Source organism: Armatimonadota bacterium (genome assembly GCA_016789105.1).
GTDB lineage: Bacteria > Armatimonadota > Fimbriimonadia > Fimbriimonadales > Fimbriimonadaceae > UphvI-Ar2.
Map to the genome: position 1 here is coordinate 253,929 of JAEURN010000008.1, position 19,241 is coordinate 273,169.

A 19,241-nucleotide genomic window follows, 5' to 3' on the forward strand; every position below is an offset into this window, starting at 1 on the left:
AAGAAACATGAGCGATTACGACGTACAGGCAATGGCCCGGCAGCAGTTGCAACAAGCATCTGCTTATCTCGACCTCGATGAGGGCCTGATCGAAGTCCTGGGGCGCCCCAAACGCGCCCTGGTCGTCAATTTCCCGGTCGTGATGGATAGCGGCGAAGTCCAAGTTTTCGAGGGCTACCGCGTCCAGCACAACCAAAGCCGCGGGCCCACAAAAGGCGGGATCCGCTACCACCCGGATGTCGACTTGGGCGAGACGACTGCGCTTGCCATGTGGATGACCTGGAAATGCGCCGTTGCCAACATCCCCTATGGCGGGGCAAAAGGCGGGGTCAAAGTCAATGTCAAAGAGCTCAGCATGCGGGAACTGGAAAAGCTCACGAGGCGGTTCACCGCCGAGATCAGCCCGATCATTGGCGAGCGATCCGACATCCCCGCCCCCGACGTAGGGACGAGCCCCAAGGTGATGAGCTGGATCATGGACACCTATTCCATGCAGTCCGGCTACACCGTGCCGGGGGTCGTCACCGGAAAGCCGATCGAACTCGGCGGGTCGGAAGGGCGCGTTGAAGCCACCGGCCGCGGCGTCATCGTCTGCGCCGAAGAAGCCTGCCACAACGCCAACATGAACTTCGAAGGCTCGCGGATCGTTGTCCAGGGCTTTGGCAACGTGGGTTCGGTGGCCGCCCGCCTGGCCGAACAGAAAGGCGCCAAGGTCATCGCGGTTAGCGACACCAGCGGGGCAATCGCCAACCCCAACGGGCTCCCGATCCAAGACCTTTACGACAAATACAGTGGCGTCGACGGGGGAATCCAAAACTATACGGAATGCGACAAGATCTCCAACGATGAGCTGCTCGCCCTCGATTGTGACGTGCTGATCCCGGCCGCCATCCAAGCTCAAATCACGGAGAAAAACGCCGACCAAGTCAAGGCGAAGATTGTGGTGGAAGGGGCCAACGGACCCACAACGCTCGAAGCCGACAAGATCCTCCACGACAAGGGCATCCTGGTCGTCCCGGATATCTTGGCCAATGCGGGAGGGGTCGTTTGTAGCTACTTCGAATGGGTTCAAGACCTCCAAAACTTCTTCTGGGAAGAAGACCAGGTCAACGACAGGCTGAGCCGGCTGATGAAGCACTCCTATGGCGCTGTGGCCCACGAAATGCGGGTCCACGACACCGACATGCGGACAGCCGCCATGATCATCGGGGTCAAACGCGTGGCCGAAGCCACCTTGATGCGCGGGATTTTCCCCTAAGCGCGAGTACGGATCGCCGCCCAAACTTCCTCAAACACCTTTTGAGGAGGTTGGGCGGCATCGATTTTCAACCACCGCGACGGATCGCGGGACATTTCGGCCAAGAACCCCGCTCTCACCTTTTGGTGGAACTCTATCGGCTCGCGATCCAACCGGTCTTGCCGGCTTTGCCGGCCGAGGCCCACGGCCGGATCCAAATCTAACAGGACTGTCATATCTGGGATGAGGCCACCGGTGGCCATTTGATTGGCCGTCCGCAGAAAATCTAGGTCTAACCCCCGGGCGTGGCCCTGATACACCACTGTCGAATCCGCATAACGGTCGCACAAGACCGTTTTGCCTGCTTGCAACGCCGGGCGGATCACGGTCTCCACATGGTTGGCCCGGTCTGCCAGAAACAGGAACAGTTCCGACCAGGGCGGTATTCCCTCGCCTTCCAGCAACAATCGGCGGATGGCCACCCCGAACTCCCCAGATCCGGGCTCCCGGGTGACCACTGCACGTTCTCCGAGCTCCTGGGCCAGCCGGGCGACCAGGGTCGATTTCCCGGCCCCTTCCGGCCCTTCGAAGACGATGAACACGCATCCATGTTACTCGGATAAACTGAACCTGGTGGCAGAGCAGTTGGAAGATGCGATGGTAGGATTGCTAGGCGCCGAAGCGGTGCTCAGCGGAGACGCCGTCCGCCGGGTCTATGCCCACGATGCCTACACGGTCGAACAATCGCAGCCCGTTGTCGTTGTTTTGCCACAAACAACAGCCGAGGTCGCTCAGGTGGTGGGCTGGTGCGCCGCCAACGGGGTGCCCATCACCCCCCGGGGGGCGGGAACCGGGCTCAGCGGGGGAGCGATGCCCGCGCTCGGCGGCGTCGTGGTCAGCACCAAACGCCTCACCGCAATCCTCGACTATTCGATCCGCGACGAGTGGCTCCTTGCCCAGTCCGGAGTTGCCAACGCCAAAGTCAGCCAAATGGTCCAACCTTTTGGTTACCACTTTGCCCCTGACCCGAGCAGCCAAAGCGTTTCGACGGTCGGCGGCAACATCGCCATGAACTCCGGCGGGCCCCACACCCTCAAATATGGTGTGACGGCCCAACATGTTTCTGGAGTGCGGATCGTGACCGCCCAGGGTGAAATCGCAACCCTCGGAGGACCGCTCGGCGGCGACCCAGACCTGCTCAGCCTAGTCGTGGGGAGCGAAGGCACCGTCGGAATCGTTACCGAAGCCTGGCTCAAACTCACCCCGCTCCCGGCCGCCACCGCTACCGCAACCATCTGCTTCGCGGCCGTAGGAGACGCGTCCCGATGTGTGGGGGACATGATCCGGAGCGGGGTCACCCCAGCCGCTCTCGAGATGATGGACGCCGCCGTCCTTGCCGCCGTCCGCGCTGCTTTCAGTCTCGAATACCCGGAGGGCACAGCCGCAATGCTGCTGGTAGAGACCGACGGCGAAGCCAACCAAGCAGAGGACGAGCTCCAAACCCTTTTGGAAATCGGACGCCGCCATGGGGCCATCGAAACCCGGACAGCCCAAAACCCCGGAGAACGAAACAAACTGTGGACAGCCCGCAAAAAAGGAGTCGGCGCCTTGGGGAGACTAGCCCCGACCGTCGTCACCCACGACGGTGTGATTCCTCCGAGCCGGTTGCCAGAGATGTTGGACGCCGTCTACGAAACCGCTCGCCGACACCGACTCGGCGTGGCCAACATCTTCCATGCCGGGGATGGCAACCTGCATCCCATTTTCTACTTTGACGAACGAGAGGAGGGCGCGGTGGACCGCGTCGTGCAAGCTGGAGAAGAGATCATCCGGCACTGCCTGGCCCTCGGCGGTTCGGTCACCGGAGAACACGGGGTCGGGGTCGAAAAAACCGACCTCCTGGCCCAGATGTTCGACCCGGCAAGCCTCGAAGTCCACGGCCGAATGCGCGGCGTATTTGAATCAGGGAGTCTCTGCAACCCCTGCAAAGTCATCCCCGACGCAAAGGGCTGCCTGGAACACCGGCCGAGGTGGAGCGGGGCCGCAACATGACCATTGCCGATAACATCCAAGACATCTGCGATGCGGTGAAGGAAGGGCCGTTGCGGATCGGCGGCCGCGGATCAAGTCGATGCCTGGGCAAAAACCCCCCAACCCTGAGCATGCAGAATTTTCACCATTTGGTTTATTACCGACCGGACGATCTGGTGGTGCGGGTCGGGGCCGGATTCTTGCTCGACGAACTGGCCGAACTGACGGCCAAAGATGGGCTTTGCCTCCCCATCCACCGTGGGTGGCTCGGATACACCGGTCAGACGGTTGGGGGGCTTGTCGCCACGGGGATGCCGCATTACCACCAAGAACAAACGGGCGCCGTCCGCGATTGGGTGACCGGAATGTCATTCGTCACGGGGGACGGTTCCATCGTCCGGTCGGGGGCAGATGTCGTCAAAAGCGTCGCCGGATTCGATATCCATCGGGCACTCGTTGGCTCTCGGGGAAGCCTTGCCGCGATTCTGGAAGTGGCGCTTCGGCTCAAGCCGGCTGGCCAGACCGATGGCGCCCGGGCGCCAGAGCCCGATAGGCCGCATTGGGCCAGTCGCGTGCCAACCGGGTGGGGAGAAGGCATCCGTGACCCGTCGGGAAAATGGCTGTGGACAGAAGAACCGATAGCTCTTCCACCTTATGGTTGGTCTATACACCCAGATGGGCGGATGCTTGGGGAACAAAGCCCCTTGGCGGCGCGGTTCCGGGCAAACCTGAAGCAAGCCCTGGATCCCCAGGGTGTATTCTCTGAGTGATGGACAAGCGGACCCCGAGCCAGATCCTGCAGCAAGCCGAGGACTACTTGACTACCGAAGTCGCACCCAATGCCAATGCGGTCGATGGGAGCGAAGAGGCCTTGGCGCAGGCCCTGCAAGGGCTGAGGGATCGCGGTTTGATGGCCCTGCGCCGACCGGCAGAATATGGCGGGCCCGACCTGGACGAAACCTCTTTCCGGCTTTTCCAAGAGTCGGTTGCCCGCCGGAGCGGGTCTTTGGCATTTTTGCAAACCCAGCACCAGAGCGCGGTCAGCATGCTGGCCCGGTGGGGAAATGAGCCCCTCAAAGCCCGGCTCCTCCCGCACATGGCAGCCGACCGCTTGGTTGGGATCGGGTTCAGTCAACTCAGGAGGCCGGGGGATCCAATCCTAAAGGCAAAGGAGGCAGACGGGGGTTATCGGTTAGATGGCTTGGTGCCGTGGGTGACCGGCCATGGATTCTTTGGCGAATTCCTTGTCGGGGCCGCCCTGCCATCGGGTGAATCCCTCTTTGGGATTGTGCCGTTCCAAGACACCGAGGCCAACGGCGGTTCCATCGTGTTTGAAGGGCCGATGCGCCTCGCCGCAATGGAATCTCCCCGGACAATGTCCGCAACCCTCACCAATTGGTTGATATCTTATGACGATACGGCGTTCATCAAACCTGCCGGATGGTTGGCTAACAATGACATGATCAACGTCACGCTGCAAGCCTGGTTTGCCTTGGGGTGCGCCCGGGCGGGCCTGGACATCGTGCATGCCGCTTCCGTCAAACGGGGGGCAGGGTTCCTCCTTGCCGCTTGGAAGGCCCTGGACGCGGAACTCGCCCGGTGCCGGGAAAAAATCTTGCAGAACGAGGATGACCTCCACGCCAGGCTGAGGGCCCGGGCCTGGGCGATCGATATGGCCGCCCGGTGCGCCCATGCGGGAGTCGCCGCCAGCTCGGGTGCTGCCAACAGTATCCACCACGACGCCCAACGCGTCTATCGCGAAGCGCTCGTCTACACGGTATCGGCCCAAACCACCGAGATCATGGAGGCAACCCTCGACCGTCTTGTGAGCCGGGGCGCTGACAGGTAAAACCACGCCCATGCCCAAAGCAATCTTCCTGATCGCTGCCGCGGTTGCCGCCGCCACTGCCGGCGCAGACCGGATCATCTCAACCCCCATGGGCAAAAAAGTGCCGCAAAACGCGGCCAAGCTCGAATTCTTGTCCGTGCCCGGCCGAGACGCGTCGTTCGGGTGGATCGGGCTCGGCCTCACCAATTCCATCGAATTGGAACTGTCCGGCGAGAGATTCAACAACGACCGGGTCATACCCGGCCTCAACCTCTCTTACAACTACCTCACTCCCATCACGGACTTGGCACCCGGGGTCAGCGCCGGGATCCTGGACGCCACCGACCAAACCGCCGAAAGGCGTGCCGCCTATTTGGCTATTACCTACTACTTTGGGAATCTAGACATTTTCAACCAAGACACCCCCACAATCCTGACATTTGGCGGATGGTCGCGCGATGGCGGTGGGTTTTTCTTCAACATTTCCATCCCCTTGACCAACGAATTTCGCCTGATCGGGGACCACGACGGAGGCACGCTCACCGCGGGGGTGGAATACAAACCATTCCCCGAGGCCTCACTCAAGTACCTTTTCCGTGAGGGGGCGCCGGCCTTCGGGTTTTCCCTGCAAAAGAAGTTCTAGTCCAGGGGATCCAATTCCAGGCCTGCTTGCGTGCATGCCTGGTGCAAGCGCCCGGTGAGGGCCTTGACAAACAGGGTTCGGTTCTCCCGCTCGCTGGATCCTGTCGCTGTGTCTTGATAGGTGAAGGCCGGGCCGAAACAGACAACCAGCTTGGTCCGCCGAGGGAACAATTTGCCTTTGGGCAACATGGCGGCAGCCCCCGCAATACCGACCGGCAAGATCTTTGCCCCCGACTTTTTGGCAATCATCGCCGTGCCGATCTGGATGTCTCCCAAACGGCGGCCATCCCCCCGCGTCCCCTCCGGAAAAATCAAAATCGCCGCACCGTGTTCCAATTCGGCCAAGGTCAGACGGATCGCCGCACTGTCCCCTTCGCCACGGCCGACCGGGAACGCTCCTAGGCTGCGGATCAGCGGGCCCAACGGGAAAAAGAACAGTTCCTTTTTGGCCATGAAACGTAAGATTCGAGGACAGACAGATCCCACCAAAGGAGGGTCGATATGGCTGGTGTGGATCGGGGCGACCAACAGGGGGCCTTCCGCAGGGACGTTCTCCAAGCCGCGGACTTCCAGCCGTCCAAGGGGGCGGAAGAAAAATGTCCGGCAAAACCACCCTGCGAACCGGTACCACCGCCCGTTTTGCGCCATCGACCGCAATTATGCCTCATGCGGCCAAAATCGCAATTATCGCCAAATAACATTCGTAATCCATTACATATCATTTGGCAAAGACCATGGCCCATGTCCAGCAGAGCAATCACGGAGAATCAGTCAACCGATCGATCCTGCAAATGGCCAAACATGTGAACCAACAAACCCAACTTTTGCTCCTTGACCTGGAAAACGGTGTCCGGTGTGACGCCCTCCAAAGCCGGCTAGGTGGGCTGAGCGGAGCTGTCATCCAGATGGAAAACCTGCTCAATGCCTGCCAAGGGATTCTCGGGAACGGCATCATCCAAAACCAAAATGGGCATCCCGGCCGGCGTCGGCCGCATTGCCCGCCCCCAGCAGGGGTGCCTGTCGCGACCGACTGGAACCGGCACCCGAACCGGAAACTTGACCGAGATTGAGCAAAATCCCCCTCTCGGAAACAGCGTTTTTCTGGCGACAATGGGGACATGGACAGGTCTGTCGAGCGGCTCAAAAACAGGGTCAAGTCCGGCCCCGTCAGTTTTGAAGCCATCCGACTCCACGAGGTCTCCACGCTCTTCTTGCTCGACATCGCGGCAGGTGTGCCGGTAGAAGGGCTCGAAAGACGCGCGGGAGAACTCCAGCAGGCTGTCGCGGACTTACGGAATGCCCTTGGAGATGCCGTTGCCGAGAACCTCCCCACAACCGATAGTGAGGTACCAATCGCGGCATGCCGCAAGTGCCTTCTGCAACCTGGAGAAAAGCGGAACAATCAGAACTCGGTTTGAAACAACGCGATGGCCTTTGCTTTTTGGACCGCATGGTCGACCAGCGGATCCGGATAACCCGGAGGAGTGACCAAATTTCGGGTTCCGTCGGGCGAGAAGGGCCAATGAACCGATTCGGAATCCAGGCCGCGCAATTCAGGAACCCATTCGCGGATGAATTCACCCTCCGGGTCAAACTTGCGGCTTTGCAACACCGGGTTGAAAATCCGGAAATAGGGCTGGGCATCCGCGCCCGTCCCCGCAGACCACTGCCATCCCCCGTTGTTGCTGGCCAGGTCGAAATCCAGAAGATTATCGGCAAAATACGCCTCGCCAAGCCGCCAATCTAGCAAGAGGTCTTTGGTCAGGAACATCGCGGTCACCATCCGCAGGCGGTTGTGCATCCAGCCGGTTGCGGCAAAGCAACGCATGGCGGCATCCACCAACGGGTACCCGGTTTGGCCCGCCTTCCAAAGGTCAAATGAGCCGGGGTCGCCCGGCCACTCCAATCCCTGGTATTGCGGGTTGAACGCGCGACCTGCCCCGACTTCGGGGAAGTTGGCGAGGATCATGTGATAGAACTCCCGCCAAATCAACTCGTTCTCCCAAGTTTCCGCCCCGGGCGAGCCATCGGCCCGGGCAACCCGCAAGCATTCCCGGATGCTAATCGTGCCGAACCGGAGGGCCGTGCTGAGCCCGCTGGTTCCGAGCCGCGATGGGGTGTCCCGGTCAATCTTGTAGTTGGGGAGCTTCGCCGCAAACTGCGCAAGCTGGCCCCGCGCGGCGTCTTCGCCCGGCTCCACAACTAGGCGGCCGCAACCTTGGAACCCGATATGTTCCAGAGTGGGGTTGCCGACCTGGCCGACATTGACCCTGGCCGGCCGTTTCAACCGGGATAGATCTGGATCTTTGGGCGCGAAATCTTGGCTGACCACCGATGCCTGCCATGCCCGCCGATAGGGCGAATAAACCCGGTACGGCGTCCCATCATCCTTGACCACTTGTTGCTTTTCCCGCACCAGATGGTCGAGCACCGTTTGGAACCGCTCCCCCAACACCTCCCGAATGCGACTGTCCCGGCTAACGGCGTAGGGGTCGTCGTCATGGGCGGCAACCACCCAATCCGCTCCCAGGTCTTGGGCTAAGGCCGGGATCAGCTCGACCGGGTCGCCGACGAGCGTGACCAAGGCCCCCGTTTTCCGGAAGATCTCTTCGAGGGATTGGTGGATGAATTGAACCCGGCGGTCTTGCCGGTTGGGCAGCCGATCCAAAATGTTGGCGTCGTACACAAAAGCCAAACACACCTCACGGCAATGCTGGGTGGCAAAGGTCAGCGCCGCATGGTCGGTCAACCGGAGGTCGCGTCGCAGCCAGACAATCGCTCGGTCAGGCACGGTCTAATCTACGGCACGCGGGGCCACGGTGTCGGCGGCTTTTCGCCGAAGTTCTTGGGCGGCTGACCATGCCTTCCCGATGTCGGCCACCAAAAGGCCGTAACCGCCATCGCCGGAAATGTTCTGTTGCCGCAAGATGTAGCTTGGGTGCAAGGTTGCAATCGCCGTTTTTGCGTAAGAGCAAGGGAAGTAGAGTCCGCGCTCCTTTGTGATCTTGAAATCTTTCTTGATGAGGTTTTTGGCACTGGGTGCGCCGATTGCCAGGATGACAAAGGGGGCGATCAGCGCCAGTTGGGGGATCAGCCAATCACGGCACGCTTCCGTTTCTGCAGGTGTGGGAGGGCGGTTTTGCGGCTTGCCCGACCCCCAATCTGCGGCCCGGCACTTGACCGTGTTGCAGATGTAAACCATCTTACGGTTCAGCCCGTTTTCGGCAAGGGCTTGGTCGAGCATTTGGCCGCTCCGGCCGACGAAGGGCCGGCCCGACCGGTCTTCTTGGTCGCCAGGGCCCTCGCCGACCAGCACCAGCGGGCTTGCCGGGTCGCCCTCGCCGAAAACAACGTTTAGCCGCCGCTCGCTCAAGCCGCAACGGGTGCAGGATTCGCACTCGGCCTTCAGGGCTTCAAGATCCGCCATACTTCGCTTGCTCCAACAGGTCGTAGGTGGTTTCCAACGATTGCGGGATCACCCGCACGCCGCCGACCGAAGTCATGTAGTTGGTGTCGCCGTTCCACCTGGGCACGATATGCCAATGGAGGTGGCTGGGGATGCCCGCACCGCCCGCCGTGCCGATGTTGAGCCCGATATTGAACCCATCCGGCCGAAACGCCGCCTTGATCCACCCCACCGCGTCGCGGATTAGTTGTTGGACCTCAAGCAGCTCATCATCCGCCAAGTCGCCAATTTCAGCCGTATGGCGGTACGGCGCGACCATCACATGGCCACTCGTGTAGGGGTATTTGTTGAGGATCACGAACGCGGTTGCGCCCCGGTGGAGGATCAAATTTTCTCGATCGTTCTGCAAGGCCGGGAGATCGACGAAGATGCAACCGCCTTTCCTTTCGTGGTCAGCCGATTTGACGTAGTCGAACCGCCACGGTGCCCAAAGTTGCTCCGCCATCAGCCCATTTTGCCAGATCAAGGGCCTGGGCCCTCATTGGATTATTCATTTTGTTTTTCCATAATTTATTTATGTCCCACATAAAATTTGCTTCCTTCACCATTGTCATCGCTGCCACCTTTGCATTAGTTGGGTGCGGCGGTGCCATCGGCTCGTTTGAAGGCATCGACCCGCGCGTCACTGTCATTTCTGACCTACAAAGCAAGTCGTTCCGATTCGATTGGTTTCCAGTTGGGAATCCAATCAAAGACAGTCTCGGCAGTTTCTCTTTGGAGTTCGGCGTGTTCGACTCTCAAAATGCCGCGCCCTTCACGATTGTGGAGGACGATGGGGGCTCCGCCACAGGTTCGGCTCAACTCATGGGCGACAACCTGCAATTCACGATCCAGGCAGTGGCAACAGGCAGCGTGTTTGCCGCAGGGGAGACCCGTCTCCTCAAAATTGAATCCGACCAGAATGACGGTCGAATCCGATTCACCGATCAAGTCACTGGGAGGGAGGTCACTTCCAGTCCACAATAGGGCATGGCCAAGCGCGCCGAAAAACTTTTCCGAAGTGTCCCCCTCATGGCCATCTTGATGGCCGCATTTGTAGCGGCTTGGCCCCTGATCCGGTCACTCAATGGAGAAGGTGGCTGGCTTGTTGGCGCAGGAATCGCACCGGCTTGCCTGGCCGCCGCAGCAGGCATACTCTGCCTTGGTTCGATTTTCAATGGTTCGGGATTTCTAGACCGCCGATGGGATCGCCTGCCTTTGGCACGAGGATTGTTCTTGGCGGCGGCGGCGGTATTTGTCATCGCTAAGTTGGGCCTGCCCTCGGTTTGGCCATTGTTTGCCGACCTTGGTAGTGCCCCCATCCGGACGGTTGTGACCACTGTCGGATTGGTTGGGTTAGCCCAGCTTTGTGCCGGACTCAAGGCTAAGGCAGACCAAGCCCTGGCCTACCAACTCGATTCTGAGGCGATCCTTTAAGACTATGCCGATCATCGTCAAGCTCGACGTTGTCCTCGCAAAGCGGAAAATGCTTTCCAAGGATCTCGCGCAAGCCATTGGAATTTCGGAAGTGAACCTCTCGCTGCTTAAAAAGGGGCATGTGAAAGGCATCCGGTTTGGCACGTTGGAATCCATCTGTGAATGCCTGCAATGCCAACCGGGCGATTTGTTGGAATATGTGCCCGTCGAACCGTTTCAAAGCAGCGTGGCCGGCTGACCAGGGATCAGACTTCGCTGGCCAGGATGATCGCCTCGGCGACCTCGCGCATGGATTTGCGGGCATTCATGGACTGGGTCTGGATCCGCCGGTAAGCCTCCGATTCGTCCAGGCCTTGATCCTTCATCAGGATGCCTTTGGCTTTTTCAATGGCGCGCCTCGCTTCGAGCCGTTCTGTCAAGTCGGAAATCTCCCGGTTAAGGATTTGGTTGCTTTCAAACCGTGACCGGGCGACTTCGATGGCCGGGCCGAGGTCGCTGGGTTTGAACGGCTTGACCAAATATCCGAAGACCCCCGCCTCCTTGGCCCGTTCGATTAATTCCGAATCGCTGTAGGCGGTCAGCAAGACGGTGGGGGCAAGGCCTTCTTCGGCGATTTGGCCGGCCGCATCGATGCCGTCCAGCGAGGGCATTTTCACATCGAGAAGGCAGACATCGGGGGATTCGCTCTTCGTCAGCGAAACGGCCGCTAAGCCGTCTTCCGCCTCGGCCACCACCTGGTAGCCAAGGGTTTCGAGCATTTGCCGCAAGTCCAAACGGATAATCGGATCGTCATCCGCAATGAGTACACGCATCGTGTTTCCTTGACCCCCAATCGGGACGACACCGCATCGTGGCGCAATGGAGGTTGATGAAAGATACCAAAATTCCCCCACCTCTCGGGATAAACTCCCCAGCGTGAATCCGCTGCTGGGCCAACTGCTCGACGGGGTGATCGACTATGCCGGCCTCTTCCCCCCGGCCCAGCTTGGGCTGGAAGACGCCTTTGGCGAGTTCCAATCCCTGCCCACCGATGTTGCGTGGTTGGCCGACCTTTTCGTCTGTCCGAGCAACAAACTTGCCGAACTTGATGCCCTCGCCAGAAGGAAAGGGGTCGACGGATTAGCCGTCTCCGTCATCGGGAACCCCGTCGAATCCCCCGACAAGGCACTCGCCAGCTTTGAACGGGACATCCAGCGCATGGAAGGGTGCGCCAACCTTGAATTCGGGGCCTACGAAGTCCGGATCGGACACCACGGCGAAGGCGGGGTCGCGCGATCCATCAAAGCCCTGGACCGCAGCGGCATACTCGATCTCGTCGACGACGCCTATGTGGAGCTCGGTTGGCCGGGCGGCCTCGAAGATTGCCTCCACGAACTGGCGGCCATCAACCCGGAATTCGGAGCAAAAGCCCGAACCGGCGGGACAACCGCCGACGCCTTCCCCGGCATTGAACAGCTCGCCCTCTTCATCCATACCGCCGTCAACATCGAAATCCCGTTCAAGATGACGGCCGGGCTGCACGACCCCTTGCGCCATTGGGACGAATCGTTGAGCGTCCACCGGCATGGGTTCTTGAACGTGTGCCTGGCCGGGCTTTTTGCCCTTGCCGCCGACCTCTCCACAGCGGAGATCGGGGACATCTTGGCCATGGAAAGCCCCGATGCTCTGGAGCTTGGCGGCGAAATGTTGATCTGGCGCGGCCACCAGGCGGATGAAGAAGCCATCCGGCTTTTCAAAGACTGGTTCGGGGGGTTTGGCAGTTGTAGCATTGCCGAACCCGTGGACGGGCTCAAAAAGCTGGGATACTGGACGGCATGAAGCCGTTCATCGTCCCGCCGACCGACCGGAGTTGGATTGAGGTGTCGCCCGAAAGCGATTTCCCCATCCAAAACCTCCCGTTTGGCGTTGCCGTCCACAAAAACCGGGGGGACGGAATGGTCTGTGCCATCGGGGATTTTGCGCTTGACCTGCCAGTCTTGATGGAACACGGAATGATCGATGAAGAAGAGTTCCCCTGGCTCGACAGCTTTTTGGGTTTGGACAAGGAATCATTGACCGCCCTGAGGAAACGGCTCTATGAACTCCTCCTCGACTCGCACAGTGAACTCCGCGACAATGCCAAGGTGCGCAAAAAAGCCGTTTTGGATCGCAAGTCGCTGCAAATGGCCGTGCCCATCCCGCCGACATCGTTCGTCGACTTCTATTCGGGGATCGAACACGCCAGCAACGTCGGAAAGATGTTCCGCCCCGATATGCCGGCCCTTCTCCCCAACTATCGACACTTGCCCGTCGGCTACAACGGTAGGAGTTCAAGCGTAGTCGCCAGCGGCACCCCCATCGTGCGGCCCAAAGGCCAAACAAAAGCCGCCGACGCAGAGGCCCCATCGTTTGGGCCGACGCTGGAAATGGACTTTGAACTGGAAATGGGGTTCTACATTGCAGAGGGGAACGACATGGGCAAGCGGATCACCTGCAAAGCCGCAGACGAACATATCCTCGGCATGGTCATCGTCAACGACTGGAGCGCCCGAGATATCCAACGGTGGGAATACCAACCCCTCGGCCCGTTCCTCAGCAAGTCTTTCGGGACTTCTGTTTCGCCTTGGCTGGTCACCATGGACGCCCTGGAGCCCTTCCGCATCGAGGGCATGGAGCAAGACCCGGAAGTCCTGCCCCATTTGCGGCGACAGGGCCGCCAGCATTTCGACATCGCCTTGGAAGTGTGGCTAAACGGGGAACAGATCTGCGCCAGCAACACCAAACACCTCTACTGGTCCATGTCCCAACAGATTGCCCACCAAACCAGCAACGGCACACCCATTGAATTTGGCGACCTCTATGCCAGCGGGACAATCAGCGGACCCGAGCCGGGCAGTTACGGATCCATGCTGGAATTGACTTGGAAAGGGACTCAGCCATTGGCGCTTTCCAACGGCAAAACCCGGACATTTCTCGAAGACGGCGACTCTATCTCCATGCGCGCCTATGCCCAAGGCGATGGTTTCCGCATCGGGTTTGGGGAATGCGAGGGCACCATCAAGCCGGCGGAGGCATGAGATGAAGCTCCGAGCCGACGAATCTTTTGTTGCCGTCATCGACGTCCAGCCGAAATTCATGCAAGGCTGCCTCGATTACGAAAAAACGCTCAACCGGGTCAAGTTCTTGGTTGAATGTGCCAACCACCTGCACGTCCCCGTCCACCACACGGTGCAATATCCCGAACGCATGGGAGGAACCGAAGAATCGCTGGCTGCCCTCATCGGCAAACCGGCCTTGGCCAAAATGGCCTTTTCTGCCTGCGGCAATGAAGACTTCCTTGTTGAACTCCGGGATTCCGGTGCCAACCAAATCGTGTTGGCCGGGTGCGAAACTCACATTTGCGTCTGCCAAACCGCACTCGACCTCCTGGCCATTGGCTATGAAGTCTTTTTGGCCATGGACGCGGTGACAAGCCGTTCGGCCGAGGCGACCAAATTCGCCGTCAAGCGGCTCCGCGATGCCGGGGCATGGGTTTGCCACACGGAGAGCGCGGTTTATGAGTGGATGGGGGAAGCGGGAACCGATGAGTTCCGCGACATCCTACAGATCGTCAAATCGTATCCCGTCAGCTAATCACCAATTTGGTGTAATCGCCGGTTTTCAGGAGCTCAGCTTCCACCAATAAAAGGAGGCTCAGGTTGCGGCTACGGATCGCGGGATCTGGGTCGTTGACCATTGTCGCTTCAAAAAAGGCGTGGATCGGGCCACGCAAGTCTCCACCCGTTTCAACCGCTTGAAGGAGGTCGCGGCCGGCGCCGGTCAAGGCGTCCTGGGGCAACGCAGTTGGTTCGATCGGCCCCTTGGCCCTCTCCGCATTGAGGATGTTGAGCGGCCGGGTGAACGTTTGGACAAGATCCGGATCCCCCTTGGCGGCGGCCAGGGCCTCCACTCTGGCTGAGTACGAGTTGGGGCTTTGGAGCCGTTCCCATGAACCCGGGGCGGATGCCGCATCATGCACATCGTGGGGGACATCGGCAAGCAGGGAGCGGTACCGGCCATCGAACAGGTCGGCCAGCGCGGCCCGGGCCGCCGGTTCGTCGAGCTGCACCCCTTGCGAAGCATAGGTTTCAAACGACAGCGATAGAAGGGGATCCAAATCCACCAGCAGGCCACTCAGCCTAACCGCCTGGATCACCAGGCTGGCGGCACGCCGCAAGCCAAACGGGTCGCTACTGCCCTTGGGGACCATCCCTAACCCAAGGAACCCCGCCAATTTATCCAATTGGTCGGAAACCAAAAGCGACACACCCGGGCGGGTCGATGGCGTGAACTCATCGGGCAGCTGGTATTGGGAACCGATCGCCAAACTCACCAACTCCGGAAACCCTTCCCGCGCCGCATATTCGCCCCCGACGACACCTTGCAGAGAACTGAGCTCGCTGACCAAGCCGCAGCTGAGGTCGGCTTTGGCATAGAGGCCAGCCAACCGGGCTGAGTCGGAGTCATCCCCGCCAAACAGTGAATCCACCTGCTGGTTGAGCTTGGCCAACCGGTCTGCCCGCTGGCGGACGGTTCCCAAACCGTCTTGGAACAGCATCCGTCCAGTCATCGCCAAAAAGTCGTCCATCGTGCGCTTTTTGTCTTCGTTGTAGAAAAACCGGGCATCGTTGAACCGGGCATTGAGAACCCACTCGTTGCCGGCGCGGACGGAGGACTCGCTGCCGTTGTTCCGGATGGAGACGAACCGGTTTGTCACCTTGCCCCGGTCGCGGACGGGGAAAAACCGTTCGTGCTTGGCCATGGCGGTCACCAAGACCGGTTCCGGCAGCTCCAAGAACTCTTCGGCAAACACCCCTTCGTGGGCGGTGGGCCATTCTGTGAGCTGCACATTTTCCTGCACGAGCGCCTCCGGAAGATCCGGCTCTCCCCGGGCGACGCTCTTTGCCTCAGAAACAATCCTCTTCCGTCTTTCGGCAGGGTCGGGCTCCACAAAGTGCGACCGAAGCAACGCCATGTGGTTATCCCAACCTGATGGTTCAAACCACACATCCCCCATGAAGCGGTGACCCCTGGACGAAAGCCCGGACTGGATGCCGAACAGTTCAAAATCAACCAACCCGTCACCCAATCGGGCCAAAATCCACCGGACCGGACGGACAAATCGGGCTTTTTCCAACCCCCAGCGCATGGTCTTTTCAAACTTCAGCGATTTGACGGCATCTGGGAGGACGGATGACAAAAGCGAGCCGGCAGATTGACCCGGGATCTGCTTGACCGCCCAAACGTAGCCGTCGCGCCGGAAAACGCTGCCTGGCTCAACTCCTTGGCCCCGGCAAAACCCCTCTAGGGCCTTTGCCGGTTGTCCATCCGGCCCGTAGGCGGCCTCTAGACGGGGCCCCCGCACCTCTTCTTCGCGGTCTGGCTGCCGGTCCGGGAGGCCGTCGATGCCCAAGATCAGGCGGCGCGGGGTTCCCAGATGGCGGACCGCCCCGAATTCAATCCCAGATTCAACGAGCCGGGCACAAACCAAGTCGGCAAGGTCTTTTGTTGCGCGGTCCACCGCGGTCGCGGGCATCTCCTCACATCCCAATTCAAACAACAGGTCCGGCATCAAAAGTGAGTGTACCGAACACAAAATTGCGGCAACTGTTTATCCTGAGGCGTCCAGTCCAGTAGAATAAGGGCGCCCAACTCCCTTGGGCTTTCCTGATTGGAAGAGCGAACCATGAAGCATGTGACTCTGCTGACAGCGATTGGCCTTGCGGCGATCAGCTCGGCCCAAGTGAACTACCTCGAACCCCCGACCAACGTCTCGTTCCGGCTCGGGTACGTCTACCCCGTCGACGCAACCATGCGCGACATCGCGGCAAGCTATATCGGCGTCGGTGCCGACTTCGTTACCGATATCCGGTTGCTGCAAGATGCGACCACGATGCTCTCGATTGACTGGATGGGCAAATCCGGCTCGGGCGCAAAAGGCAACGCCTTCCCGATCTTGTTGAACCAACGGTTCTATCTTGACGGCAAGGATCCCGAGCACCGCGACTACTTCCAAATCGGAGCTGGCGTCGCGATTGTCGACCTGACCTCAACCAAAACGGTTTTGGCCGGACGGGTCGGTGTCGGCCGCGAACTGGGTGACGCCCTGTTCGGGGAAATCAACTTCTTCTACTCCGACGGGGCCAACGGTGCCCGCGCAACGGCCCTGGGCTTCTACCTCGGCTACAAGTTCTAACCCGGCTATCCGGATTGAGGAAAGGCCCCCGGTTGCACCCGCAACCGGGGGTTCTTTTTGGTCAACCGACCGGGATTTGTTGCACGGCCGCCAAAATTTCGTCTTCGCCATACCGGCGGACACCGTCCCGGGTCAATTCGGCAACCACCGGCAGGTGCCGCCGAACCCCGCCGGTCGCACTGTCCATGTCTGCAGCTAGTTCTAACATCGTCAAAACATCAACCAACACGTCTTCCCGAGCCCGGGTCGACCAATGGCCCTTGGTCCGCGCCACATATTCGAAAACCCCACGGATCCGCTCTGATCCCGATCCGGCTGCCGCGTAATCGGCCCCCATGAACCGTGCCCCCGCCGTATCGAAGAAATAGACCCCGAATGAATCGGCTTTGCGGTCATAAGTCGCCGCGATCGGCAAAAACACCCCGCCCTGCATCGCGATTTCCAGGTTGTTGGCCAGTGCCCGCGAAATCTCCATGAGCTTGCCCTCCGTCGAGATCTCGAACAGGTTCAACCGCTCGTAGTACATAAAAGCATGCCGGAGGTACCGGCAGACTTCCAGCGAACGCGCATAGGCCCCGCTGATCGCCACCACCGTCGAATCATCGAGGACCTCGATCTTTTCTGCACCCTCATACATGATGAGGTTGCCCATGGTGGCCCGGCGATCCCCCACCACCAAAACGCCTTCCTTGTGGCGGATGGCAATGACCGTGGTCCCGTGGACATGGTCGGCAGGAACCGGCTGGGGACGGAACCCCACCAATTCGGCAAAGTCGCGGGTTGGCAAAACCGTCATTCCCCTGACCGCTGGCGGTATTTCTTGGCCTGGTCCGGATCAACGTTCTTCATGCGCTTAAGAAGCTCGTTCGGCACCGAGGGACGTCCGATATCCGGCTTGGAGGGCCCACTGTCATCGCCGAGCTTGCGTTCGGGTTCGGATGGGCGCGGGGATTGTTGGCGGTCGGCGTGGATCATGGCTTTGCGGCAGAAATCAAATCTCCAACCGATTCTACGTCCTCAGGGCTCGCCGTGTACCACCGCGAAGGGTCTAGCAACACCTCTTCTCCCGATTTGAACCTGATCCGGCCCCAAGAGAGCGATTCGACTTGATCCGGGAGCTTTTGCACGGCCGCCGCTCTGATCCGCGCCCGAGAACCCGCGGGAAGCGGGGGTGGTGATGGCACTTCGGGGATTTGGAGGCATCCGCTTTCCAAAAGCCCGAAATACAATCCTTCCCCTTTATCAAGTAGGTGATATTGCAAATCGAGGGCCTGCATCTGCGATTCCTCCCACCCAGAATCGGCGGCAAACTGTTCGAGCAGCCACAATTTGGCGGCCCAATCCACGTGGGGCCAAAAGGAATCGGGGTCGGAGTGCCGGGCCTCGAGCAACGTCAAAGTCTCATCGGCCACATTGGCCACCTCGCGATCATCCAATCCAGCCGCCTGAGCCGCCAGGCAATACGACTCGAGGATGTTGCGGGGAGTCGTCCAACTCCGGCCTTCCAAATCCACTCGCCCTTCCCCCGTGGCGTCCCGGCTCACCAACTGGAACCCTTGGACAGGGTCGGGGATCTCCCAATTGGGCACCGCGTCCTGGATCAGCAACTGCAAGGCGAGTTTGACCAGCCCCACCTTGCGGCGCGTGCATCCCGGGTGCATGTTGCTGTCGCCGCAAATCACGTGGACGCGGCGCCACTGAGAAAACTCGGCATGCGGTTCGTCGCGAGTGTTGAACACCGGTCGGCGGGAAAGGGTTTCCACGTTCATCGCCTCGACAAAGAAATCGGCCCGTTGCGAGATTTGGAAGCGAACCGGCCCCCGTGATTCAGAGCCGACCTTGCCGGCCCCGCTCACAACTTGCCGAGCGATCAAGACCGGAATCAACGCCTTGGCGAGGCTGTTGAATGGGATCTCCCGGGGGACCAAGTAGCTTTCGTGGGTTCCCCAAGAAGCCCCATGGAAATCTGTGTTGTTCTTGTAAAGCTTGACTTTGGAGCCGATGGAGGCGGCGTAAGCCCCTGCCGCCCGCAAGGCCACCTGGTCGCCCCATTGCTCGTGGTTGATGAGATCTTGGAGCGTCCAACACTCCGGTGTGGCATATTCAGGATGCCCGTGGTCGTTGTAAAACCGGGAGCCGGCCGCCAAAACACGGTCAGACCGCTCTTCGGCACCGCCGGGCCTCGCCCGCCCAACATCGTATTGCGCATCGGCTTGGTCTACCGCCAGGCGATCCACCTGGAACCCCCGCATGTCCCGCCTCGGGTTTTCGTCACGGTAATCCCAAAATGGAACGCCCCCATCCGGCAGAGCCCGGACGAGGGCGATGCTGTCATCAGCTTGAGATTGGACGCCGTGGCCCTCAACGGTGAAACCGTACTCGGTGTCGATACCGCTGAGGGTCACGC

24 protein-coding genes are annotated in these 19,241 nt (G+C 60.1%); 14 read left to right on the forward strand and 10 right to left on the reverse strand.

The features are described 5' to 3' along the window. Positions 1-7: 7 nt before the first annotated feature. Positions 8-1,258, forward strand: a complete 1,251-nt coding sequence (locus JNM28_09740) for a Glu/Leu/Phe/Val dehydrogenase (GenBank protein ID MBL8068719.1) — start codon at positions 8-10, stop codon at positions 1,256-1,258. Here JNM28_09740 and tmk read toward each other — a convergent pair. Next, positions 1,255-1,839 (reverse strand): dTMP kinase, encoded by a 585-nt coding sequence (tmk, locus tag JNM28_09745; GenBank protein ID MBL8068720.1) that lies wholly within the window; start codon positions 1,837-1,839, stop codon positions 1,255-1,257. The genes JNM28_09740 and tmk overlap by 4 nt on opposite strands. 31 nt (positions 1,840-1,870) lie before the next feature. Between tmk and JNM28_09750 the strand changes: the two genes are divergently transcribed. The 4 genes from JNM28_09750 to JNM28_09765 are packed head-to-tail and all read left to right on the forward strand — an operon-like array spanning position 1,871 to position 5,739. Further along, positions 1,871-3,289, forward strand: coding sequence for an FAD-binding protein (locus JNM28_09750; protein MBL8068721.1), 1,419 nt, complete (start codon positions 1,871-1,873; stop codon positions 3,287-3,289). Further along, positions 3,286-4,038, forward strand: a complete 753-nt coding sequence (locus JNM28_09755) for an FAD-binding protein (protein MBL8068722.1) — start codon at positions 3,286-3,288, stop codon at positions 4,036-4,038. Before JNM28_09750 ends, JNM28_09755 begins: the two co-directional genes overlap by 4 nt. Then, positions 4,038-5,117 (forward strand): acyl-CoA dehydrogenase family protein, encoded by a 1,080-nt coding sequence (locus tag JNM28_09760; GenBank protein ID MBL8068723.1) that lies wholly within the window; start codon positions 4,038-4,040, stop codon positions 5,115-5,117. The genes JNM28_09755 and JNM28_09760 overlap by 1 nt, the downstream gene beginning before the upstream one ends. Positions 5,118-5,127: 10 nt before the next feature. Then, positions 5,128-5,739, forward strand: a complete 612-nt coding sequence (locus JNM28_09765; protein MBL8068724.1) for a hypothetical protein — start codon at positions 5,128-5,130, stop codon at positions 5,737-5,739. Here JNM28_09765 and JNM28_09770 read toward each other — a convergent pair. Continuing rightward, complete coding sequence (locus JNM28_09770) at positions 5,736-6,386, reverse strand: 1-acyl-sn-glycerol-3-phosphate acyltransferase (protein ID MBL8068725.1); 651 nt, start codon at positions 6,384-6,386, stop codon at positions 5,736-5,738. The genes JNM28_09765 and JNM28_09770 overlap by 4 nt on opposite strands. An 86-nt stretch (positions 6,387-6,472) precedes the next feature. Here JNM28_09770 and JNM28_09775 point away from each other — a divergent pair, with 86 nt between their 5' ends. Both JNM28_09775 and JNM28_09780 read left to right on the forward strand, forming a co-directional pair. Then, positions 6,473-6,808 carry a hypothetical protein gene (locus JNM28_09775; GenBank protein MBL8068726.1) on the forward strand — a complete coding sequence of 112 codons (336 nt, stop codon included), beginning with the start codon at positions 6,473-6,475 and terminating at the stop codon, positions 6,806-6,808. Between the two features lie 48 nt (positions 6,809-6,856). Continuing rightward, positions 6,857-7,156, forward strand: coding sequence for a hypothetical protein (locus tag JNM28_09780; protein MBL8068727.1), 300 nt, complete (start codon positions 6,857-6,859; stop codon positions 7,154-7,156). On the opposite strand, the gene JNM28_09785 is transcribed toward JNM28_09780, so the two are convergent. Genes JNM28_09785 through JNM28_09795 form a run of 3 tightly spaced genes read right to left on the reverse strand, consistent with a single transcriptional unit; the run spans position 7,141 to position 9,649 of the window. Beyond that, complete coding sequence (locus tag JNM28_09785; protein MBL8068728.1) at positions 7,141-8,529, reverse strand: deoxyribodipyrimidine photo-lyase; 1,389 nt, start codon at positions 8,527-8,529, stop codon at positions 7,141-7,143. The genes JNM28_09780 and JNM28_09785 overlap by 16 nt on opposite strands. A gap of 3 nt (positions 8,530-8,532) precedes the next feature. Then, entirely contained in the window at positions 8,533-9,165 is a 633-nt protein-coding gene (locus tag JNM28_09790; GenBank protein ID MBL8068729.1) for a uracil-DNA glycosylase, read from the reverse strand. Next, positions 9,152-9,649, reverse strand: a complete 498-nt coding sequence (locus tag JNM28_09795; GenBank protein ID MBL8068730.1) for an HIT domain-containing protein — start codon at positions 9,647-9,649, stop codon at positions 9,152-9,154. Before JNM28_09795 ends, JNM28_09790 begins: the two co-directional genes overlap by 14 nt. A 71-nt stretch (positions 9,650-9,720) precedes the next feature. On the opposite strand from JNM28_09795, the gene JNM28_09800 reads away from it, so the two are divergent. The 3 genes from JNM28_09800 to JNM28_09810 are packed head-to-tail and all read left to right on the forward strand — an operon-like array spanning position 9,721 to position 10,858. Beyond that, positions 9,721-10,170 (forward strand): hypothetical protein, encoded by a 450-nt coding sequence (locus JNM28_09800; protein ID MBL8068731.1) that lies wholly within the window; start codon positions 9,721-9,723, stop codon positions 10,168-10,170. Between the two features lie 3 nt (positions 10,171-10,173). Continuing rightward, the gene (locus JNM28_09805; GenBank protein ID MBL8068732.1) at positions 10,174-10,620 is read left to right on the forward strand and encodes a hypothetical protein; all 447 of its coding nucleotides are present in this window, start codon (positions 10,174-10,176) and stop codon (positions 10,618-10,620) included. Positions 10,621-10,624: 4 nt separating this feature from the next. Next, positions 10,625-10,858, forward strand: coding sequence for a helix-turn-helix transcriptional regulator (locus JNM28_09810; GenBank protein MBL8068733.1), 234 nt, complete (start codon positions 10,625-10,627; stop codon positions 10,856-10,858). Positions 10,859-10,865: 7 nt separating this feature from the next. Here JNM28_09810 and JNM28_09815 read toward each other — a convergent pair whose 3' ends face one another. Then, entirely contained in the window at positions 10,866-11,432 is a 567-nt protein-coding gene (locus tag JNM28_09815) for a response regulator (GenBank protein MBL8068734.1), read from the reverse strand. Positions 11,433-11,535: 103 nt separating this feature from the next. Here JNM28_09815 and JNM28_09820 point away from each other — a divergent pair, with 103 nt between their 5' ends. From JNM28_09820 to JNM28_09830, 3 genes are read left to right on the forward strand one after another with little or no spacing between them, the layout of a single operon-like run. Then, positions 11,536-12,438 carry a hypothetical protein gene (locus tag JNM28_09820; protein ID MBL8068735.1) on the forward strand — a complete coding sequence of 301 codons (903 nt, stop codon included), beginning with the start codon at positions 11,536-11,538 and terminating at the stop codon, positions 12,436-12,438. Next, positions 12,435-13,676: a fumarylacetoacetase gene (gene fahA, locus JNM28_09825; protein ID MBL8068736.1), complete on the forward strand. Its 1,242-nt coding sequence runs from the start codon at positions 12,435-12,437 to the stop codon at positions 13,674-13,676. The genes JNM28_09820 and fahA overlap by 4 nt, the downstream gene beginning before the upstream one ends. A 1-nt stretch (position 13,677) precedes the next feature. Continuing rightward, entirely contained in the window at positions 13,678-14,232 is a 555-nt protein-coding gene (locus tag JNM28_09830; GenBank protein MBL8068737.1) for an isochorismatase family protein, read from the forward strand. Here JNM28_09830 and glyS read toward each other — a convergent pair. Continuing rightward, the gene (gene glyS, locus JNM28_09835) at positions 14,225-16,210 is read right to left on the reverse strand and encodes a glycine--tRNA ligase subunit beta (GenBank protein ID MBL8068738.1); all 1,986 of its coding nucleotides are present in this window, start codon (positions 16,208-16,210) and stop codon (positions 14,225-14,227) included. The genes JNM28_09830 and glyS overlap by 8 nt on opposite strands. A gap of 114 nt (positions 16,211-16,324) precedes the next feature. Between glyS and JNM28_09840 the strand changes: the two genes are divergently transcribed. Then, positions 16,325-16,834, forward strand: coding sequence for a hypothetical protein (locus JNM28_09840; protein MBL8068739.1), 510 nt, complete (start codon positions 16,325-16,327; stop codon positions 16,832-16,834). A 61-nt stretch (positions 16,835-16,895) separates the two neighbouring features. On the opposite strand, the gene JNM28_09845 is transcribed toward JNM28_09840, so the two are convergent. The 3 genes from JNM28_09845 to JNM28_09855 are packed head-to-tail and all read right to left on the reverse strand — an operon-like array spanning position 16,896 to position 19,239. Continuing rightward, positions 16,896-17,630 carry a proteasome subunit alpha gene (locus tag JNM28_09845; protein ID MBL8068740.1) on the reverse strand — a complete coding sequence of 245 codons (735 nt, stop codon included), beginning with the start codon at positions 17,628-17,630 and terminating at the stop codon, positions 16,896-16,898. Further along, a complete protein-coding gene (locus JNM28_09850) occupies positions 17,627-17,809 on the reverse strand; it encodes a ubiquitin-like protein UBact (protein MBL8068741.1) in 183 nt (60 codons plus the stop codon). Before JNM28_09850 ends, JNM28_09845 begins: the two co-directional genes overlap by 4 nt. Next, positions 17,806-19,239 carry a proteasome accessory factor PafA2 family protein gene (locus JNM28_09855; protein MBL8068742.1) on the reverse strand — a complete coding sequence of 478 codons (1,434 nt, stop codon included), beginning with the start codon at positions 19,237-19,239 and terminating at the stop codon, positions 17,806-17,808. Before JNM28_09855 ends, JNM28_09850 begins: the two co-directional genes overlap by 4 nt. Positions 19,240-19,241 lie beyond the last annotated feature (2 nt).

Excerpts from the sequence above, each read along its gene's own strand:
- JNM28_09740 (MBL8068719.1), top strand. The coding sequence starts at position 8 with ATGAGCGATTACGACGTACAGGCAATGGCCCGGCAGCAGTTGCAACAA.
- JNM28_09755 (MBL8068722.1), top strand. The coding sequence starts at position 3,286 with ATGACCATTGCCGATAACATCCAAGACATCTGCGATGCGGTGAAGGAA.
- JNM28_09760 (MBL8068723.1), top strand. The coding sequence starts at position 4,038 with ATGGACAAGCGGACCCCGAGCCAGATCCTGCAGCAAGCCGAGGACTAC.
- JNM28_09765 (MBL8068724.1), top strand. The coding sequence starts at position 5,128 with ATGCCCAAAGCAATCTTCCTGATCGCTGCCGCGGTTGCCGCCGCCACT.
- JNM28_09770 (MBL8068725.1), bottom strand. The coding sequence starts at position 6,386 with ATGGCGCAAAACGGGCGGTGGTACCGGTTCGCAGGGTGGTTTTGCCGG.
- JNM28_09775 (MBL8068726.1), top strand. The coding sequence starts at position 6,473 with ATGGCCCATGTCCAGCAGAGCAATCACGGAGAATCAGTCAACCGATCG.
- JNM28_09780 (MBL8068727.1), top strand. The coding sequence starts at position 6,857 with ATGGACAGGTCTGTCGAGCGGCTCAAAAACAGGGTCAAGTCCGGCCCC.
- JNM28_09790 (MBL8068729.1), bottom strand. The coding sequence starts at position 9,165 with ATGGCGGATCTTGAAGCCCTGAAGGCCGAGTGCGAATCCTGCACCCGT.
- JNM28_09795 (MBL8068730.1), bottom strand. The coding sequence starts at position 9,649 with ATGGCGGAGCAACTTTGGGCACCGTGGCGGTTCGACTACGTCAAATCG.
- JNM28_09800 (MBL8068731.1), top strand. The coding sequence starts at position 9,721 with ATGTCCCACATAAAATTTGCTTCCTTCACCATTGTCATCGCTGCCACC.
- JNM28_09805 (MBL8068732.1), top strand. The coding sequence starts at position 10,174 with ATGGCCAAGCGCGCCGAAAAACTTTTCCGAAGTGTCCCCCTCATGGCC.
- JNM28_09810 (MBL8068733.1), top strand. The coding sequence starts at position 10,625 with ATGCCGATCATCGTCAAGCTCGACGTTGTCCTCGCAAAGCGGAAAATG.
- JNM28_09815 (MBL8068734.1), bottom strand. The coding sequence starts at position 11,432 with ATGCGTGTACTCATTGCGGATGACGATCCGATTATCCGTTTGGACTTG.
- fahA (MBL8068736.1), top strand. The coding sequence starts at position 12,435 with ATGAAGCCGTTCATCGTCCCGCCGACCGACCGGAGTTGGATTGAGGTG.
- JNM28_09830 (MBL8068737.1), top strand. The coding sequence starts at position 13,678 with ATGAAGCTCCGAGCCGACGAATCTTTTGTTGCCGTCATCGACGTCCAG.
- glyS (MBL8068738.1), bottom strand. The coding sequence starts at position 16,210 with ATGCCGGACCTGTTGTTTGAATTGGGATGTGAGGAGATGCCCGCGACC.
- JNM28_09840 (MBL8068739.1), top strand. The coding sequence starts at position 16,325 with ATGAAGCATGTGACTCTGCTGACAGCGATTGGCCTTGCGGCGATCAGC.
- JNM28_09845 (MBL8068740.1), bottom strand. The coding sequence starts at position 17,630 with ATGACGGTTTTGCCAACCCGCGACTTTGCCGAATTGGTGGGGTTCCGT.
- JNM28_09850 (MBL8068741.1), bottom strand. The coding sequence starts at position 17,809 with ATGATCCACGCCGACCGCCAACAATCCCCGCGCCCATCCGAACCCGAA.